The sequence below is a fragment of the Gordonibacter massiliensis (ex Traore et al. 2017) genome (assembly GCF_019731765.1).
In the GTDB taxonomy this organism is placed as follows: Bacteria; Actinomycetota; Coriobacteriia; order Coriobacteriales; family Eggerthellaceae; genus Gordonibacter; species Gordonibacter massiliensis.
The window spans coordinates 40,893-59,564 of sequence record NZ_JAASIO010000003.1 but is presented as its reverse complement, the minus strand read 5'-3'; the positions used below and the strand labels follow the sequence as shown (position 1 = coordinate 59,564).

General features: G+C 62.5%; 12 protein-coding genes. 8 read left to right on the top strand and 4 right to left on the bottom strand.

Annotated elements, in window-relative coordinates:
- Window positions 1-114: 114 nt before the first annotated feature.
- From HCH03_RS05440 to HCH03_RS05430, 3 genes are all read left to right on the top strand, one after another.
- Complete coding sequence (locus tag HCH03_RS05440) at window positions 115-2,424, top strand: molybdopterin-containing oxidoreductase family protein (RefSeq protein ID WP_246599712.1); 2,310 nt, start codon at window positions 115-117, stop codon at window positions 2,422-2,424.
- Between the two features lie 12 nt (window positions 2,425-2,436).
- A complete protein-coding gene (locus HCH03_RS05435; RefSeq protein ID WP_221688673.1) occupies window positions 2,437-2,775 on the top strand; it encodes a 4Fe-4S dicluster domain-containing protein in 339 nt (112 codons plus the stop codon).
- 133 nt (window positions 2,776-2,908) lie between these two features.
- Window positions 2,909-4,189 (top strand): MFS transporter, encoded by a 1,281-nt coding sequence (locus HCH03_RS05430; protein WP_221688672.1) that lies wholly within the window; start codon window positions 2,909-2,911, stop codon window positions 4,187-4,189.
- Between the two features lie 67 nt (window positions 4,190-4,256).
- Here the strand turns inward: HCH03_RS05430 and HCH03_RS05425 are convergent, their stop codons facing one another.
- A complete protein-coding gene (locus HCH03_RS05425; protein WP_221688671.1) occupies window positions 4,257-5,699 on the bottom strand; it encodes a helix-turn-helix transcriptional regulator in 1,443 nt (480 codons plus the stop codon).
- Between the two features lie 547 nt (window positions 5,700-6,246).
- On the opposite strand from HCH03_RS05425, the gene HCH03_RS05420 reads away from it, so the two are divergent.
- Window positions 6,247-8,148 carry an MFS transporter gene (locus tag HCH03_RS05420; RefSeq protein WP_221688670.1) on the top strand — a complete coding sequence of 634 codons (1,902 nt, stop codon included), beginning with the start codon at window positions 6,247-6,249 and terminating at the stop codon, window positions 8,146-8,148.
- A gap of 222 nt (window positions 8,149-8,370) precedes the next feature.
- On the opposite strand, the gene HCH03_RS05415 is transcribed toward HCH03_RS05420, so the two are convergent.
- Window positions 8,371-9,447 (bottom strand): M24 family metallopeptidase, encoded by a 1,077-nt coding sequence (locus HCH03_RS05415; RefSeq protein ID WP_221688669.1) that lies wholly within the window; start codon window positions 9,445-9,447, stop codon window positions 8,371-8,373.
- Window positions 9,448-9,955: 508 nt separating this feature from the next.
- On the opposite strand from HCH03_RS05415, the gene tsaE reads away from it, so the two are divergent.
- The 3 genes from tsaE (at window position 9,956) to HCH03_RS05390 (ending at window position 14,371) form a co-directional block, all read left to right on the top strand.
- Complete coding sequence (gene tsaE, locus HCH03_RS05410) at window positions 9,956-10,471, top strand: tRNA (adenosine(37)-N6)-threonylcarbamoyltransferase complex ATPase subunit type 1 TsaE (RefSeq protein ID WP_221688668.1); 516 nt, start codon at window positions 9,956-9,958, stop codon at window positions 10,469-10,471.
- Window positions 10,459-13,377 (top strand): tRNA (adenosine(37)-N6)-threonylcarbamoyltransferase complex transferase subunit TsaD, encoded by a 2,919-nt coding sequence (gene tsaD / locus HCH03_RS16335; RefSeq protein WP_368042423.1) that lies wholly within the window; start codon window positions 10,459-10,461, stop codon window positions 13,375-13,377. The genes tsaE and tsaD overlap by 13 nt, the downstream gene beginning before the upstream one ends.
- 115 nt (window positions 13,378-13,492) lie before the next feature.
- Window positions 13,493-14,371 (top strand): BRO family protein, encoded by an 879-nt coding sequence (locus HCH03_RS05390; protein ID WP_221688667.1) that lies wholly within the window; start codon window positions 13,493-13,495, stop codon window positions 14,369-14,371.
- A 59-nt stretch (window positions 14,372-14,430) separates the two neighbouring features.
- Here HCH03_RS05390 and HCH03_RS05385 read toward each other — a convergent pair whose 3' ends face one another.
- Together HCH03_RS05385 and HCH03_RS05380 are read right to left on the bottom strand one after the other, a co-directional pair.
- Window positions 14,431-15,777: an MFS transporter gene (locus HCH03_RS05385; RefSeq protein ID WP_221688666.1), complete on the bottom strand. Its 1,347-nt coding sequence runs from the start codon at window positions 15,775-15,777 to the stop codon at window positions 14,431-14,433.
- A gap of 123 nt (window positions 15,778-15,900) precedes the next feature.
- Window positions 15,901-16,644 carry a class I SAM-dependent methyltransferase gene (locus tag HCH03_RS05380; protein ID WP_221688665.1) on the bottom strand — a complete coding sequence of 248 codons (744 nt, stop codon included), beginning with the start codon at window positions 16,642-16,644 and terminating at the stop codon, window positions 15,901-15,903.
- A gap of 583 nt (window positions 16,645-17,227) precedes the next feature.
- Between HCH03_RS05380 and HCH03_RS05375 the strand changes: the two genes are divergently transcribed.
- A complete protein-coding gene (locus tag HCH03_RS05375; RefSeq protein ID WP_221688664.1) occupies window positions 17,228-18,571 on the top strand; it encodes a coproporphyrinogen III oxidase family protein in 1,344 nt (447 codons plus the stop codon).
- Window positions 18,572-18,672: the final 101 nt, after the last annotated feature.

Genomic DNA, 18,672 nt, shown 5'->3' with positions numbered 1-18,672 from the left:
AAACCCATTTCATACTCTCAGTGACCTGAGGGCTTTTCGATGCATGTCTCTATCCTTCGCCTCAGGCAGAAGGCATATGCCTTTGCGTGAAGAGCAACGGGAGAGGAGACGAAGATGGGCGAAATGAAGGAAACTGTTGGAACTGGCGGCGGTACCAGCAGCGCTGCGCCTGCGGTCGGTAGCGACCCGCGTCCGTGGACATGGGAAGAGGACGGCTACACCGTTATCCGGGGCAACGCGCGAACGGCTCCTGGCTGTCACAACAACTGCGGTGTGCTCATGTACGTCAAAGACGGCAAGCTGGAGAAAGTGGAGGGCGACCCCGAGAATCCGTACAATCAGGGGCGCCTGTGCAGCAGGTGCCTTGCCATGACGGACGTCGTGTACCACGAGGATCGTCTCATGCATCCTATGAAGCGTGCTCGCGAGGATCGCGGGAAAGAAGCTTTCGAGCAGATCAGCTGGGACGAGGCGTACGAGATCATCGAACGCGAGTTCAAGCGCATTTCGGATGAGTACGGCCCTTGGTCCATCATATTCGGACAGGGTACCGGTCGTGACATTCAGCAGATGAGCCGTCTTGCATTCTCTATGGGTTGCCCGAACGAGGGAGTACCGTACTTTTCAGGCAACTCGTGCTACCTGCCGCGCATATCGTCGATGGCCATTCTGTTGGGGAATGCGTCGGTAGCCGACTGCTCACAATTCTTGCCGAAGCGCTACGACGATCCTGAATATGTCGTTCCCGCGCTCATTATCATCTGGGGCTGCAATCCGTTGTGGGCAAACCCTGATGGCTTTTTTGGTCATTGGATCACCGATCTCATGAAACGTGGGAGCAAGATAGCCGTCATCGACCCGCAACTCACGTGGCTGGCCGCACGAGCTGGTAAAAACTGGCTGCGCGTGCGCCCGGGCGGAGATGGGGCGCTGGCCATGGCCATGCTCAAGACCATTCTCGACGAAGACCTGTACGATCACGATTTCTGCGACAAGTGGGTTTACGGCCTCGATGAGGTGAAGCAGCGTTGTGCCGAATACGATTACGATGAGCTTGCCGAGCGCTCATGGGTGCCACTCGACCAGATCAAGCGTCTGGCGCGCGAATATGCTGCTGCGAAACCTGCGGCCATCCATTGGGGCGTCGCGCTTGACCAGCAGACGGGCGGTCAGCAAGCGGCGCATACCATCACCAGTCTATGGACTATTACCGGCAACCTCGATGTGCCAGGCGGCAACGTTATCGGACAGTCGTGCTGGGGTATCGAGGCTAGTAATTGGACGGCTGGCTGGGGCTATCATGAACTTCTGACGGAGGAGCAGAAGGACCACCGACTCGGCGTGCACGAGTATCCCATGTACAGTGCTGGTTTTTTGAACCCGGCTCCCGGCACCTGCATGAAGGCGCTCGACCATGGCGACCCTTACGAGGTGCATGCCGTGTATTTGGCTACCAGCAACTTCTTAGCTTGCATGGGCAACCAGACGCAGAAACAGCTCGAGTGGTACAAGAAGCTCGACTTCATCGTGGTGGCCGACCTGTTTATGACGCCGACGATGATGGCGCTGGCCGACGTGGTTCTGCCAGTGTGCACATGGGCCGAGCGCATGGGTTTCGGCGGCATGCAGCCGTACTACCTAGGCTGCATAAACCCCGCCATCGATCCGCTCGGCGAAACGAAGTCCGACAACCAGATGTTCCTTGAACTGGGAAAACGAATCCAGCAGACCGAGGCTGGGTGGCCGTGGGACGATCTTGAGGAAATGAACGACGATATCCTCAAGGACGGTGGTTTCACATGGAAGGATCTGCGCGACAGCAGCTGGAAGTATCCCAAGTTCGAATATCGCAAATACGAGAAAGGCCTTCTCAGGCCCGATGGCCAGGTGGGTTTCAATACTCCGACCGGTCGTGCCGAGCTGTATTCGACGATCTTCCACCAAGTAGGCTGTGGCTTGGATCCGCTGCCAAGCTACGTCGAGCCCACCATGAGCCCCTATTCCATGCCTGAAGAAGCGAAGGAATATCCGCTGGTGCTCACCACCGGAGCACGCGTACCCGGCTTTTTCCATTCGGAGCACCGCCAGATAAAGAAGCTTCGCCGCCTGCATCCCGACCCTCTTGTCTATATTCATCCGCAAACGGCTGCCGCCTATGGCATCGAGGAAGGGGAGTGGATATGGATCGAGAACATGCACGGCAAGTGCAAGTACAAGACGTCTTTCAATGCGACGTACGACCCTCGAGTGCTGCAGGCCGAGCATGCCTGGTGGTTCCCCGAGCGCAAAGGGGAAGAGGAAGACGGTCTATTCGGTGTGTTCGAATCGAACTGCAACAATCTAGTGCCATTCGACACCGGCGTGTCCGGGTTTGGCGCTAATTACAAGTGCATGATTTGCAAAATATACAAGGACGAGGATTAAGGAGGGATCAACATGGCGTATGAGGGATTGCTGATCGACGTTGACTTCTGCACGGGTTGCCAGGCGTGCGTGCTGGCCTGCCAGCAGGAGCGCGGATACGATGAAACCGCGTTCGGCGTCCAGATAACGCAGGTGGGGCCCTATCAAATCGGGAATGATGAGTGGCAATACGATTTCGTTCCCCAATTCACGAAATGGTGCAATCGTTGCGCCGACCGCGTAGCGAAGGGCAAGCAGCCTGCCTGCGTGCAGATGTGCCAAGCCCAATGTCTCGAATACGGCGAAGTCAAAGACCTTGCCAAGCGGATGTTCCGGGAAAAACAGATCATCGTCGGCATCGTAGAGCGATAACCTCGGCTGCCGGAGGGCCCGTATCCGCTACCGACGAGCCCTCCGTCTTCCTGCATAGTTGCCTTCAAACCCCTCCTCCCTTTGTTTTCGTGTTTCGTGCGATAGGAATCGTGCGATCAGGTAAGGAGTTGCTATGAGTGAAGCGTCTGCAACCACCGTTCCCGTCGAGAAAACTCCGAGAAAGGCTTGGCTTATTCTGCTCGTCACCTACTTGGCAAGCTGCATGGCTCCCATGCTGCAGTTCAAAATACCTCCGCTTGCCTCGTGGATCATCCCTTATTTCCAGATGGATGGAGTGCTGTTCGGATATTGCATGAGCGCCGTCACCATCATCGGCGTCATTTTGGCGTTTCCCGCAGCGTTCATCGCGCGACGCATCGGCCTCAAAGCCACCATGCTCGTTTCGATTGCATGCTTGGGCGCTGGATCGGCAATCGGGGCTTTCACCGACTCGCTTGTCGTGATGATGGCGAGCCGCATGGTGGAAGGCGTCGGCATCGGTCTTATCGGCGTTGCCGCCCCGACGTGCGTGTCGGTATGGTTTCCTTTGAAGACCCGCGGATTGGCGTTGGGCATATGGGCCACGTGGGTTCCTCTTGGCATGATCTTGGCGTTCAACTGCGCGCCGATCATGGCCGCCTCATGGGGCTTCCAATCGGTGTTTTGGATAATGGCTGCTGCCTGCGCTGTTATGTTCGCGCTGTTCGCGCTTGTGTTCACCATGCCAAAGGGAGCCGATGCCGAGGCTGGCATTTCCGGTACGCTCCGAGAATGCGTTGTGTTCTTGAAGAATAAGCGCCTGTGGGTGCTCGGGGCGATTTTCTTTTTGTTCAACGCGGTAGCCATCGGCATTGTTAGCACGTTCTACAATACGTTCCTCGAGACGGAGTTGGGGCTATCCCCGCAGTTCGCGTCCATGATGGCTGGCATCATCATGATTCCTCCCATCCTTTGCGCCCCACTTTCCGGCGGATTGTCGGATAAACTTCCGATCAACCGAAAGTATGTTCTGGTCAGCATCACTATGGTCATTTTGCTGGTGGATATCCTCTTTATGTTCAACACGGGGCCGCAGGCCATCCTATTCATGTGGATATTCGTCATCCTTTCTGGTGTTTCCGGCGGGTTCTGCGCTGGCACCTGTCGTCCGCTTGCTCCTATTGTGGTGGGTGGAAGCGCCGTTGGGGCCACCATGTCCATGGCGGTTTTGCAGTTTTGCCAAAACCTCGGCACTTCGGTAGCCTCGCCTTTGTTTGGGTACTGCTACGAGGCGTTCGGCTGGCAGGCTGCTGGATGGGGGCTTTGCATCCCCGCGACCGCTATTTGTTTTGTCCTGTCGTTCTTCATCTTTCCCCGAGTGAAGAAAGCGCATGCTGCGAAAGTAGAGGAGATTGCCGAGCGGTCAGAGGCTTAGCCGCTGTTCAAAAGACGAACGAGCGGGGGCGACGGGTGCCCCCGCTTTTTTGCGTGTTACGTCTTAGTTAGACACGTTCGCATTCGACGAGGTCGATGAGCTCTTGTAGCGAATGCACGTCCATTTTCTGGTAGATATGATACACGTGCGCCTTGGCGGTATTCTCCGAGATCATAAGTATCTTGGCTACCGCTTTGGCGTTTCGTCCTCGCGCGAGATAACCGAACACCTCTCCCTCGCGTGGGGACAGTTCGTAGCGGTCGGCCAGTGCGTAGACCCGTTGGTCAGTGACCTTTTCAGCGTGCGCCTCGCCGGCTTTCGCCGAATCACCGTTTTCGCGATCTTGGGCAAAGGGGAGAAGCGCGAATCCAACAACTAGGATAACAACGGCAAGCAGGCAGGTGATGGTCGGCCGATCGAGCTCGAACGCGGTCGTTGCTAGTCCTATTATCCAACCGATAAGGATGCCGACATTGCTGCCGATCTTTCCTGCGGCAAGGTAATGCGAAACAGGGAGATTCGATGCTAAGGCATACTTCATGAGCAGTCCTCCGTTAAACGCTCGGAAGAACACCCAAAGCACGATAGCGGCGCCCAAGCAAAGGCGCAGCGCCGTTACATCGCTTGCAAGCGAAGCGGCAACGAGCGCGATTGACGTGCCACCGATGACGATCCGCTGCAGCATCGAGATGGAAAGCGTTAAGTTCGTTCGCTGCAGCACCAGAAGCAGCGCCAAGCCCAACAAGGAGCCGACAGCGAGCGACGCAAGGAGGAACGGCAAGTCAAGAAGTGTTGCCAAGGACAGCACGAAGCCGAAACCCACGCCGATCACGGCGAATAAGATGCTGATCTTCACGTGTTTGAGTTGGCGATGATCGATCCACGAACGTTCTTCCTCGGGGTTCGCCTTAACGGGAAACAGCTTTGTGCGTACGTACATGGCGAGAACGCTCGACCCCAAAATGGCCAAGATGCAGAGTACGTGGACGCTTCCGGGAAACAGGAAATGAAAAGCGACGAACAGCGTTGCGCCGCAACAGAGCGACACCGGCACGAACGAGAAGGGATCGCGCAATCTGACATGCGATCCGATTTCCTCCCACGTTGCGAAGTAGAACACAGAGGCCAAGCCCGCCAAGGCCATGGGCGCTGTGAGAACGGCGATGGAGCCCTGCCCCTTCTGTACGAAGGCGAGTATCGTTGAGACGCTGCATGCGATGACCAGCAAAACTGCCGTCGAACGCTTCTTGGTAACGAGGTTTTTGAGCCGGGGTAAGTTTGCCAAGTTCGGGACGATCGTCGTCGCACAAGCGACTCCCGCAAGGAAGGCTATCTGGACGATCAGCAAGGCTGTGCCCGTTGCTAAGCTTGGAGCGACCCAGAACACCATCATGAAGTACCACGAGAAGAAGCACGTGTAACCGCAGGTGCTCAATAGCTCGATGGACCCAATGCTCAATGGCTCGGTGTCGTGCTCGCGGTTGGGCTTGGCTTCTTTGCGTTCATCCATGATGCCCCCTTGGTAACGACCCCTCCCCGCTAGGCAATTGAAATCGCCCAAGCTTTATCCTACTAAGTTTTCCTCTAAGAATTCAAATCATTAATAAAATGAAGCGGAGCGGAGACAAGGCAAATGGTGGGAGGGGGCTTGTCTCAGCATTTTCGGTTCGTGCGGATGCACACACGACGCCTCATCGCCGTCTTTCGTGATGAATGATCACATGCCCCGATCGGGAAAGAGGCAGGCGGCGCCGGTGCCACCCCGCCGTAATCTTCGCTCGAAGCCCTCGCCCCGTTCAAACTGTGGAATATCGCACACAGCTATTACGAAGCCGCCGCGTTTTCGCGTACCCTAACGAGCGCAATGAGCGATCGCGCTTTCACGCGCAGACATAAGCCCACGCGAATCGTGGCAGCACTGCTCCAACGCCTCCGGGTCTCCGGTTCCCGGACTATCAAAATGCGGATACCTTGTACGCCGAGCCCCCCGACTCAGGGGGCTCGGCTTCTTGCGCCGGTTGGCGCATGCGAAAACGATGCAGAAGGAGTTTGAGGGTATGGTTGAGAAGAAGGGCTACGCGCCTTTGCTCGCGGTGTTGTTCGCGGCGGCGTTCGTGGCCGCATTCAACGAGAACATCGTCAACGTGGGTTTGGCGGATATCATGGCGGCGTTCGCGATCGATGCGAACACGGCGAACTGGCTGGTCACGGGTTATATGGTGGTAACGGCTGTCGTCGTTACCGTGGTGGCGTTCCTGTTGACGCGCTTCAACGTGCGCGCGGTGTTCTTCGGCGGCGCGCTGCTGTTCGTCGCGGGCAGCGTGCTTGCGCTGGTGGCGCCGACGTTTCCCCTGTTGCTGGCATGCCGCCTGTTGCAGGCGGTAGGAACGGGCGTGTTCATTCCCACCATGATGAACATCGTGCTGCTGGTGGCTCCGCGCAAGAAGCTGGGCACGTACCTGTCCATCGGCGGCTGCTGCATCACGTTCGGCCCCGCGTTCGGCCCGGTGGTGACGGGCCTGATGATCACCTCGTTCGGCTGGCGCTCCATGTTCGTGGTGCCCGCTCTCGCCATGACGGTCATCGCCGTGGCGGGCGTCGCGTTCGTGCGCAACGTCGGCGCGTGCCGCAAGGTGAAACTGGACGTGCTCAGCCTCGTGCTCAGCGCGGTGGGCCTGACCGCGCTTGTGTACGGTTTGTCGCAGATCACCCTCGTTCCCCTGTACGCGGTCGTCGCGCTGGCGGCGGGCGTTGCCGTGCTGGCGCTGTTCGTGCACCGCCAAAGCCGGATCGAGAACCCGTTGTTGAACCTGGAGCCCCTGCGCAACCCGCGCTTCGCGTTGGCGTGCGTGCTGGTGGTGGTGGCCATGATGATCACGTTTTCCATGAGCGTGCTGCTGCCGTTGTACTTCGAGGGGGCTGCAGGCGTGAACGCCCTGGTGGCGGGCGCGTTGATTCTCGTTCCGATCCTGGTGAACGCCGGGACCGCCGTGCTGGGGGGCCGCATTATGGATCGCCGGGGCGAGTGGCCTCTTCTTCCGGCGGGCTTTTTGCTCATAGCGGTCGGGCAGGTGGGCGTGTGCCTGGTGGCGGGGAGCATCGACCTTCTGTGGGTGGTGGCGGCCAGCTGCGTGGTGTACGCGGGCGTGGGCTTCATCTTCAGCCCCAGCCAGACGGCGGGCCTCAAAACGCTGCCGCCCGAGCAGAATCCGTTCGGCGTGGGCATCATGAGCACGTTCATCCAGATCTCCGCCGCCATCGGCCCCTCGCTGTTCGTGGGCGTGCTGTCCTCCACGCTGGCCGGCCAGCTGGCGGGCGGCGCTACCGAGACCGCCGCACAGGCTGCGGGCTTCGCGGCGGCCATCGCCGTGGCGGCGGCCATCGCGTGCGCGGGGGCGATCGTCGCGTTCTTTTACGCGCGCCGCGCCGCAGCGGCCGACGCGCCGAAGATCACGGTTCCGGCCGCACCCGCCGCAGCGCAGGCGCTCGAGCTGGAAACCATCATGAAGACGGAGGTCTACACCGTGCCCGCCTACGCCTATGTGTACGAGGCCATCGAGATCATGCTGGAGCACCATACCAGCGGCCTGCCCGTCATTGACCGGGACGGCGCCGTGGTGGGGTTCATCTCCGACGGCGACATCATGAGGACGATGGCCGACCAAGACGCCGTGCTGGTGGACCTGTACTACAGCCTGTCGTCGCTGGCGAACACCCCGGCGTTCGACGAGCGCATGGACGCCCTCATGCACAACCGGGTGGAGGACCTCGCCACCGAGCACGTGATCTCGCTCGACGCGGGAACGTCCATCGAGCGGGTGTGCACGGTGCTCGGCGAGCATCACCTGAAAAAGGCCCCGGTGGTGCGCGACGGCAAGCTGGTGGGCACGGTCAGCCGCAGCGATGTGAACCGCTACCTGCTGAACGCCTTCGTTGCCAAGGGGCGCGCAGCGGCCTAGGGGTTGGCTTTTGGCTCCGCCCTCGCCCTCACTTCCTCCGCAGGGGGGGTGCCAAAAGCCGTCGCAACGCATTGATCTCAGCGGTTGCCCCGTAGGGGCGGGCTGCTGCCCGCCCGGCGCCAAGACGTCCCGACAAAAGAAAACGGCGCGGTGGGCGCACCTTGCACCCACCGCGCCGCATTGCGCCATCCGCCGCGCGTGCGCCAGCCGGTCGCTCGCGCCCTACGAAAGCACCTCCAGTTCGTGCGGGTACTCGTTCAGCACCTCGCAGCCGTTCTCGGTCACGATGACCAAATCCTCGATGCGCACGCCGAACTCGCCGGGCAGGTAGATGCCCGGCTCGATGGAGAAGCACATGCCCGCCTCCACCGGCGCGTCGTGCGCAGCCGAGACGTCGCCGGGCTCGTGCACGTCCAGCCCGATCTGGTGTCCGAGCCGGTGCGTGAAGTACGGGCCGTACCCCGCTTCCTCGATGACCTCGCGAGCTGCGCGATCGATGTCGCAGAAGCGCACGCCCGGCGCGACAGCGCGCTGAGCCGCCTCGTTGGCGCGGCGCACCGTCTCGTACACCTCGCGCTGTTTCGGCGTCGGCTCGCCGAAGAAGAACGTGCGCGTCATGTCGGCGCAGTACTCGCCCTGGCGGCAGCCCACGTCGAACAGCACCACGTCGCCCGCGGCCAGGCGGGTGCCGTCCGGCTCGTGGTGCGGGTCGGCCGCGTTCGCCCCGAAGCTGACGATGGGCGCGAACGAGTGCCCTTGCGCGCCCAGCTCGCGATAGATGCCCTCCAGCTGCCCGGCCACCTCGGCCTCGGTTGCGCCCGCGCGCGCGAGCTCCTTGAAACGCGCCATCGCGGCGTCGTTCGTGCGCGAGGCGGCGCGCATGAGGTCGCGTTCCTCGGCGCTCTTATGGGCGCGAGCGTCGTCCACCACGTCGGATGCCAGCACGAAGCCGCTGGCCGCGCCGCGCTCCATGAGCGGAATGAGGAAGCGCGCGGCCAGGTTCTTGTCGCAACCCAACGGCTGTGCGGGGTCGAACAGGCCAACGGCGAGCGCAATCGGGTCGTCGGTGTCTTTGTAGCCGCGCACGTCGCAAGGGATACTCTGCGGCGCGCTGAACAGCTCGTTCAGAAGCAGCACCGGCTTGCGGTCCGCGACAAGCGCAAGGCCGAGGAAGCGCTCGCCCGGTTCGACGTACGCGCCGGTCAGGTATTGGATGGATCGCGGGTCGCACACGAGCATCTGCGAAAGGTCGCGGCGCTCGAGGTTTCGCATGACGGTTCCGATGCGCTCTTCGTACATGGGGTGCCTCCTGTCGAGTTTCGATTCGCTTGCTGTGATGATAGAACAAAAGCAGCGTTTGCCGGCGGCGATTCTCCCGCATATGCGGGAGAATCGCGGTTGCCGGCCGCACCCCGCACCCCGCACCCCGCACCCCACGCGCCTGTGCTGTTCTCCCTGCCTTATTTAAAGTGAGCGGGCCGAAAGCCCCGCAAAGATCGAATCCAAGACGGCATGCAGGCGCATGATGGCCGAGTTGCAATAATATAATCAATAGCATCATGGACAAAAAGCGGGGCCATGGTAAGTGTGAAAGGGAGTGCGAGAAGCAAAAAATCAGTCATCAGGCCTTTCTTCACGATCTTTTGTACCAACAACTTGATTTGCGTGCGATTTTTTACCATAAGTCGCAAATTTGTCCACGTCCGCCTTTGCCGGGGGTTCATGCGGGCTGCTGGCGCGATGAAGGATTCCCGTTTCCCCGCGCGTGTCGTGGCCTGCGCGGATGCGTTGGCGTATCATATGCGTTATGACTACCGGACTTACCTACACGCGCAAAACGACCTCCCCGGAGGCGACGAAGCAGCTGGCTTCCACGCTGGCGCCCTACCTGCACGAGGGCGACGTCATCGTGCTCTCGGGCGATCTCGGCGCGGGCAAGACCCAGTTCGTGCAAGGGGTGGCGGCGGGCCTTGGCGTGCGCGATCAGGTCACCAGCCCCACGTTCAACATCCTGCTGGAGTATCCGGGCGGCACGCTTCCCCTGTACCACTTCGACCTGTACCGGCTGGAGGATCCCGACGAGCTGGAGGACATCGGCTATTTCGAGACCATCGACGGCGATGGAGCCTCGTTCGTGGAGTGGGGGGAGAAGTTCCCCTCGGCCTTGCCGTACGGGTATCTGGAAATCGCGATAACCGTCGACGCCGACGGCAACCGCACCGTGCGCGCTCAGTCGTTCGGCGACCGCGCGCGGCAGCTTCTGTTCGTATGGGCGAAGGACTCAAAGTCGCGCCTGATGAAGGCAGCGGGGTGCAACGGGTGAGCGAGGAGCGGTTCCGTCCGGAGCGTGCGGCCGATGCCGGCGCGACGGACGTTCAGGATGCGCGGGCGCGCTATGCGCTCGCGTTCGACACGGCCAACGAGGTCATCGCCATCGGCTTGGGCGTGCTCCATGCGGAAAGCCTCGCGGTGGAGGTCGTTGCTTCGGTGGAGGCATCGGCGCATCGGGCCTCGAACACCCAGCTTCTGCCGCGCGTCGACGCGTTGCTCGCCGAGCGGGGCGTGGCGCGCGATGAGCTGGCGTGCGTCGTCGTAGGGCGCGGACCGGGGTCGTTCACGGGCGTGCGCATCGCCATGGCCACGGCCAAAGGCATCGCGTCGGCGCTGGGCTTGGGGCTGGTGGGCGTGTCATCGCTCGACGCCGTTGCTTGGAACGCCCAGGCCGCGGGCGTGCGGGGGCATCTGGCCGTGGTGGCCGACGCCATGCGCAAAGAGGTATACCCGGTGCGCTACCTTCTCACGGAAGAAGACGCGCAGCGGCTTGAGGCGGATCGCGTGCTGAAGGCGGAAGAAGCGGCGGAAGAACTAACGTGCTCGAGTTGGGCCAACCTGGCCGGAGAGGGAGGGCAGGACTCAGTCGCTCAGACAGTCCTCGCTTCGCTGCGGAACTCGCTTGGTGAGCCCTGTCCTCCCTCTCCTAGGTTGGAGGAGCTTGGGACATCGGTTCTTTCGTCGCAGGTTGCGGGGGATGAAAGAAGGTCGTGCGGAACTCGCTTGGTGGGCGCCATCTCGGCGGCCGACCCTGCCGAGGGGGGCTCTCGGGTGGATACCGCGGCGTTGTTGCTGGTGGGAGACGGGCTGGCGAAGTACGCCGACCTGTTCGCTCCAGCGGGCGAGGCGCTGCCGTCGGAGTTGTGGACGCCCACGGGGCGCGGGCTGCTGCTGGCGCTGCAGGCCGCCTGGCGCGCGGGAGAGGCCGACCCCTTCGACGCATCGCGGCACGATCCCGCGTTCGCGCTTCCCGTGTACACGCGTTTGTCGGACGCCGAGGAAAACGAGCGCATCCGTCTGGCCAAGAACGACCCGAAGAACCTCGCCACCGGCGTGCAGGACGTGGCCGTGCGCCGCGACCAGCGCGCGAGCATGCACGACACCGCCGTCCTGAACGCCCGCCCCGCTGCCGACGGCATCACGTACAAGCCGCTCGACGCCGCACATGCCGCCGATGTGGCGGTGTTGGAATCGCAGGTCATGGGCAGCGATGCCTGGAACGAGAACCTGGTGGCCGACGAGTTGCCTCGCGGCGACAGAATCTGGTGGGCAGCTTATGGGGTTCCGTCGGCCTGCCGACCGCCGGAACCGGCCGACGCTGCGGCTTCCCCCGGCACCCGATCTCGCGGCGATAACGAAGGCTCGCGTACCGAAGTACGCTTCGCCTCCGCCATCCCCACGATATCGGGCACCGGGGAAACCCTCGCTGACTCACTGGGCGAACCTGCGGTGTCCGTTCAACCTGCGAACGACGAGCTGCGTCTGCTCGGCTACGCCGGCGGGTGGGTCGTGGACGGGCAGGTGCAGATCCTCAAGGTGGGCGTCGACCCGTCGCAGCGCCGTCGCGGCATCGCGCGCGAGCTGTTGGCGCGCGTGGCGGCCGACGCGCGCGATCTGGGCGCCGCCACGTGCTCGCTCGAGGTGCGCGCTGGCAACGCCGGAGCGCAGGCGTTCTACGAGGCGCTCGGTTTCCACGCGCTCGGCACGCGCCCGCGGTACTATTCCGACGGCGAGGACGCCCTTATCCTCGAAGGCCCGCTGCCCCTGGCCCCGCACGACGTGGCGGGCATGGAGTTGCAGGTCGATGCGGCTCGCGCGGAGGCGGCCGAGCGCGCGCAGGCTCCGAGCCCTACCGTCGTGCGACCGCTCGTCCTGGCCATCGAGTCGTCGTGCGACGAGACGGCCGCCGCCATCGTGGACGGCGAGGGCAACCTCGTGGCCGACATCGTGGCCTCGCAGGTTGATTTCCACGCGCGCTTCGGCGGCGTGGTGCCTGAGATCGCCAGCCGCAAGCACATCGAGGCCATTTGCGGCGTGTGCGACGAATGCCTGGACGTGGCGGCCGCACATCTGGGAGTCGAGCGTCTGACGTGGAGCGATCTCGACGCCGTGGCCGTCACCTACGCGCCTGGCCTCATGGGCGCGCTCGTGGTGGGCGTGGCGTTCGCCAAGGGGGCGGCGTGGGGTGCCGGCTTGCCGTTCATCGGCGTGAACCACCTCGAGGGGCATCTGTACGCGAACAAGATCGGCGCGCCCGACTTCGAGCCGCCCGCCGTGGTGTCGCTCGTGTCGGGTGGCAACACCATGCTCGTGCACATGAAGGACTGGGGCGACTACGAAACGCTCGGCACCACCATCGACGACGCGGTGGGGGAGGCGTTCGACAAGGTGGCGAAGGCGCTCGGCCTGGGCTACCCCGGCGGTCCCGTCATCTCGAAGCAGGCGGCCCTGGGCGACCCGAAGGCCATCGCGTTTCCGCGTGCCATGATGCATTCGGGCGATCTGCGCTTCTCGCTTTCGGGCCTGAAGACGGCGGTCGTCACCTACATCAACAACGAACGCGCCGCCGGACGCGAGCTCAACATCCCCGACATCGCCGCCAGCTTCCAACAGGCGGTGGTGGACGTGCAGGTGAAGAAGGCCGAGGCCGCCCTCAAGCAGACGGGCGCGCCCACGTTCTGCCTCGGCGGCGGCGTGGCCGCGAACCCCGTGCTGCGCGACGCCTACCGGGCCCTGTGCGAGCGATTGGGCGTGCGCCTCACGCTTCCACCCATGAGCGCCTGCGGCGACAACGCCGGCATGGTCGCTCTGGTGGCTCTCGACCGCTATCGCGCCAGCAGGTTCTTCCCTCTGGACGCCGACGCGCAAGCCCATGCAAACCTGGACGAACCTTACTAATTACTATAGAACATCAGTTCGTTTTATGGTATACTGACGTCATCGATAATCGCATGGCGTTGTGCTCGACCAAGCACCCTCCCGTCCAAAACGCCGAGGACTGAAGGAGGGAATCATGGTCGATTCTTCCGTGAAGCTGTTCGAGAGCCAAGAGATACGTTCCGCATGGAACGAGGACGAGCAGGAGTGGTATTTCTCCGTCGTGGACGTGGTGGGCGCGTTGACGGAAAGCGCTAACCCCACGGACTATCTCAAGAAGATGCGAAAGCGTGACGAGCAACTTGGGAGCTATCTGGGGACAAATTGTCCCCAGATAGAAATGCTGACCGCAAGCGGTAAGAAAAGAAAGACCCTCGCAGGACGCACCGAGCAAATCCTGCGCATCGTCCAGTCTATCCCCTCCAAGAAAGCCGAGCCGTTCAAGCTGTGGCTTGCTCAAGTGGGCTCCGAGCGCATCGACGAGATCGTCGATCCTGAATTGACGCTCGATCGCGCTTTGGAAACCTACCTGAAAAAGGGGTATGACCGCAACTGGGTCAACCAACGCCTTCAAACCATTCAGGTGCGCAAGGGCCTGACCGACGAGTGGGAGAATCGGGGCGTCAAGAAGGGCAAGGAATACGCCATCCTCACCGACGAGATAACGCGCGCCTGGTCGGGCATGACCACGCGCCAGTACAAAGACCTGAAAGACTTGAAGAAGGAGAATCTGCGCGACAACATGACGACGCTCGAATTGGTGCTGAACACCCTGGCGGAGGTGACGACGACGGAATTCTCGAAAGCCAGTCAGCCGGAAGGACTCGAGGAAAGCCGCCAGGTGGCACGCGAGGGCGGCAGCGTGGCCAGCGCGGCGCGTGCCCAAATCGAGGCGAGAACGGGCAAGACCGTAACCACCTCGAGAAACGCCCGAGATTTTGCGAACCTTGTGGGCGACGTGCTTGAAACCGACTACGAACTGCTCGACGGCTCGGAAGAAGGTCAAGAAAGCTGATTCCGGTTGAACGGGGAGAGGCGGAGTCGGACAGGTTTGCCCGTGGATGCGCGCCTGCGCTACGGCTGGTTGTGCGGGCGCGCGGGCTTCGGGTACGAGAACCAGGCAACGACCCAGGAGGCCAGGATGCAGCCCATCACGCAACAGATGGTGACGGGGAAGCCGGCCGCGTCGTTGACCACGCCCCATACGGCGGAGCCGATGCCGATGCCTATGTCGCTCGCCAGCAGATACAACGCGTTCGCGGCGCCCCAGCGCTCGGGCGGCGTGTTCTTGACGGCAACCGACTGGTTGAGCGGCATGCTCACGCCCAGGCACGCGCCGTACAGGATGCCGGCTGCGTAATACGCGATCTCGCTCGCACCGGCGGCCAACAGCAGCGCGAAGCCGGCAAGCCCGCATGCGGTGGAGGCGGTGAACACCTTGATGGGCGCCACGCGGTCCATGAACGACTTCGACTTGAGGCGCACGGCTATCATGCTGAGTGCCGAGAGCGTGTAGAACAGGCCGGGGTTGCCCACGCCGAGCGTTGTGCCGTACAGCCCTGCGAAGAAGATGCCGAACCCGAACGCGGGGCTCAGCACGAGCATGGGCAGCGCGCCGGGAAGGGCGCTCGGCTCGAATACGCGTTGCAGGCCGTGCTCTTCCGCCGTCGGCTCCGCAGCGGCCGCCTCGCTTGCGCTTCTCCGGTTCTTGCGGTCTGCGGCCCTGCGCTCGCGCTCTTCAAAGAGGCGCCGGTACGCTGCGGTGGCTGGCAGGCGCGAGGGGTTGCGCTCGTACCGGCAGAATGCGGTGAGCACCACGCAGAGGGCGGCCATGCCCGCAAGGCCCAGATAGAGGTTGGCTGCGGGATCGGTGTTCACCAGCAGCAATGCCAGAGCGGGACCGACCGACATGGCCAGCGCCTGTCCCAACCCGTAATAACCGATGCCCTCGCCCAGGCGGGACCGCGGCAGTACGTCGGCGGCTGCGGTGGCCGATGCCGTGGTGGCGGCCGAGAAGCCCACGCCCTGCACGACGCGGCAGACCACGAAAACGATGTCGTTCGAGCTGAGGGCCGGAAGCAGCGTGCCGACAAGCAAGAGCACCGCTCCAGCCGCCATCACCCGCAGGCGTCCGGCACGGTCCACAAGCGGTCCGCACACGATGCGCGCCACGGCGGCCGAGGCGGAGAACACGGCGGCGAGCGCGCCGGCGAAGGCGGCGGTGTTTCCCATGCGTGCGAGGAAGACCGAGGTTCCCGAATTGAGCCCCTGTCCCACCATGAAGCAGCACAGGGTCGCCGCCACGATGGCCACGAACAAGGGCGACCAGAGGCGCTCGCGTTCGCCCGTGCGGGCTTCAGCGCGCGCGGGCGGCACAGCGCTCTCGCACGGTTCGTCGGTATGTACGCTGTCGGGGGGCATGGTCACATCCTACGCCATTTGCCGCGCGTCTTGTCATACCGTCAGATTTATTTTCGCTTCCCGCCTCGGGTCGCGCGGCGGCAGCATGCCCTTGTCGTCGGCACGCTCGCTGGCGACGAACCCTTATTCGGGCTTTTTCGCCACGTGCACGGCCGCGATGCCTCCCGTGTAGTTCTTCCACGTCACATCGCTAAACCCCGCATCCTCCATAAGATCGGCCAGTCCCCGCTGGTCGGGAAACGCGCGTATGGAGCGCGCCAGGTACACGAATCCGTCGCGGTCGCCGGTGATGAGGCCGCCCCAGAACGGTATGAGATGCTTGAGGTAGAACGTGTACAACGCCCGCCACACGCGGTTCGGCGGCGTGGAGAACTCCAAACACACGAGCGCCCCGCCCGGCTTCAGCACGCGGAACATCTCGGCGAGCGCCTGCGGCCGGTCGGGCATGTTGCGAATGCCGTAAGCCATGGTGACGGCATCGTAGCTCGCATCGGCGTAGGGGATGTCCTGCGCGTCCACCACGTCGAAATCCACGGGCACGCCTTCGGCTGCTCCCTCGTCGCGGTGCATACGCGCCACATCGAGCATCTCGGGCACCAGGTCGGTGCACTGGATGTGAGCCGGATGCTTCGCTCGAGCCACGGAGAACGTCACGTCGCCCGTGCCGCCGGCGATGTCCAGCACGTCGTCGTCGGGTCCGATGGGCGCCTGCTTCATCATGCCGGCCAGCCACACCTTGTACGCGCCGAAGCTCGACACGGCGTTGAACCGCTCGTATTTCTTCGCGATGGACGAGAATATGTCCTTGACCCGCTCGGAGGATATCTCGGCGGGCGCTTCCTTGCCGGTGGCGGTGTCGATGCTCACAGATGCTGCTCCATCAGATAGAGGTTGCCGTGCGAATGAGAGCCCAGTATACGTCACGCCGCAGCCCTCGGCCCACGGTTTCGGCCAAGAAGCACGAAGGGGCCTGAAATGCGCGTGAGCGCTTCCAAGCTGAACGAACGCGACTCTCGCACAGGGCTGCCGGTGAGGTGTTCGCCGCTAGAGATCAGGTATGATTTCGCTGGTCTTTCGCAAGTGGTCGGCCAGATAGGGGACGGCGAAACGCACAATCCCTCGCCTAGCTGGTTCGATGATGCCGCTATCGATGAGACGCTTGCGTCGGAGAGAATACCGTGTCTTTCGTGCAAGGCCCTTTCCTTTTTTCCTATTCCTTCCCTTTTTTCCTATATTGTCAACGGGGACATGCGAATCTTTGTTTTGTATGATTTGGGTCGAAAACTACGGTGAGCTGCGGAAGGGTCGCCCGTGCGCGCCGTCTCGTCCTCGATGGATATTTTGCTCCAGGTGAAATTTCTTCAACGCGGGCAGAAGATCGTGGCAAACCGCCGAAGAAGCCTTACCATGGTGTCGACACATTTCTTCATACAACGTAGAGGAGACTTCCATGCTTTCCGAGCGCATGCTTTCGCGCCTGATACACACCATGACCAAGCGGGAGCTGACCCTGAAGCCCACCGACGAGACGATGATGCCCCTGGCGAAACCTGGGCAGAAATACATGCTCTACCTGCACGTACCTTTCTGCGAGCGCCTGTGCCCGTACTGCAGCTTCAACCGCTACCCGTTCCGCGAGAACGTCGCCAAGCCCTACTTCGCGAACATGCGCAAAGAGATGATGATGCTGAAAGACCTGGGCTACGACTTCGAGAGCATCTACGTGGGCGGTGGCACGCCCACCGTCATGATCGACGAGTTGTGCGAGACGCTCGATTTAGCCCGCGACAACTTCGACATCCGGGAAGTGGCGTCCGAAACCAACCCGAACCACCTGACGCAGCCGTGGCTCGACAAGCTGCGCGGCCGGGTGCAGCGCCTGAGCGTGGGCGTGCAGAGCTTCGACAACGACCTGCTCAAGCAGATGGACCGCTACGAGAAGTACGGCAGCGGCGAGGAGATACTCGAGCGCATCGCCGAGGCCGAGCCGTACTTCGATTCGCTGAACGTGGACATGATCTTCAACTTCCCCTCGCAGACCGAGGACGTGCTCCTGGCCGATTTGGAGAAGATCGCGCTGTGCGGCTGCCGCCAGACCACGTTCTCGCCGCTGTACGTGTCGTCCGCCACGGCGCGCAAGATGGCCGCCACGCTGGGCAAGGTGGACTACGACCGCGAGTACCGCTACTACCAGATACTCGATGGCGTGCTGGCCGGCGGCGACGATCCACTGTTCGAGCGCACCACGCTGTGGACGTTCACCCGCCAAGGCCAGCAGGAGGGCGCCTCGCTGTGCGGCTTCGAGAACTCCAAGCCGCAGATCGAGGAGTACCAGGTGAACTACGACGAGTACCCGGCCATCGGCAGCGGCTCCATCACGCATTTGAACGGCTGCCTGTACGTGAACAACTTCAGCATCAAGGACTACAACGCCGCTATCGAGGCCGGGCGCATGTCCATCATGGGCAAGACCGTGATGAGCGATCGCGACCTCATGCGCTACCGCTTCCTGCTCGACCTGTACAAGCTGCGCCTGGACAAGCGGGCCTTCGAGCGCGATTTCGGCTGCAGCGTGGAGGCGGGCCTTCCCCTGGAGATGGCGTTCATGCGCTTGAACAAGGCTTTTGCAACCGACAACGAAGAGGAGCTCACGCTCACGCCGAAAGGCCGCTACCTCACCGTCGTCATGTACCGCCAGTTCCTCAGCGGCATGAACAACCTGCGCGACCAGGCTCGGGCCGCCCTCACGGGGGCGGAGCGCGAGCTGCTCTTCGGCGACGGCTGCCCGGCCTAGGCGCGGCCGTCGCGGGCGCCGCGCCCCCTTCGCTTCGCGCGTGGGTGCGGCTGCCCGGCCCGCCGTCTCGGCTGCCGCGCTTCCCCGTGCGCCGCGTCTCC